The organism is Arsukibacterium sp. MJ3, assembly GCF_000987765.1.
In the GTDB taxonomy this organism is placed as follows: domain Bacteria; phylum Pseudomonadota; class Gammaproteobacteria; order Enterobacterales; family Alteromonadaceae; genus Alishewanella.
This window is the reverse complement of record NZ_LAHP01000112.1, coordinates 1-629: the sequence shown is the minus strand read 5'-3', so window position 1 is coordinate 629 and position 629 is coordinate 1. Positions and strand designations below refer to the sequence as shown.

The 629-nt window shown below is 53.3% G+C and carries 1 protein-coding gene; it reads right to left on the bottom strand.

The annotated features are described in order from the left end of the window. A partial coding sequence (locus VT06_RS17035; RefSeq protein WP_046555525.1) for an ATP-binding protein occupies positions 1–629 on the bottom strand: 629 nt, incomplete at both ends.

Here is a 629-nt window from a genome sequence, read left to right as displayed (position 1 = left end):
TTTTCCCAAATACTTTAAGATTTGCTCAGGCGTAGAGCGCGAACTTTGAATATCGCCGTTGAAGGTGCCACACGGGGAAGGATTTAATGCGCACACCAGCTGAAAACGTGCGGGAAACGTAACCTGCTGGCGCGCTCGGCTAATACTCACGCGCCCAGATTCTAGCGGCTCACGCAGTGAATCAAGCACATGGCGAGGTGTTTCTGTTAATTCATCCATGAACAAAATTCCACGGTGCGCCAAGGTGATTTCTCCAGGCCGCGGAATACTACCACCACCCACAAGTGCTGCCGCCGAACAAGAGTGATGCGGAGCCCTAAAAGGCCGTTGGCGCCAATGTTCCGGTTGAAACTTAGTACCCGTAAGCGAGCTAATCGCCGCTACTTCTAGTGCCTCCGGCTCCGGTAGCGGCGGCATTAAGCCAATTAAACGCTGCGCCAACATGGTTTTACCTGTACCCGGCGGACCTACGAACAGGACATGATGCCCTCCGGCTGCTGCCAGTAGTAGTGCGCGTTTAGCTTGCTCTTGGCCATGCACATCAGCGATATCTGCAACACCTTGCGGCTGCGGTGGCAGTAGTTGTGGTTCTATGAAAGGTAATATGCTGATTTTCTCGATATGCCGCA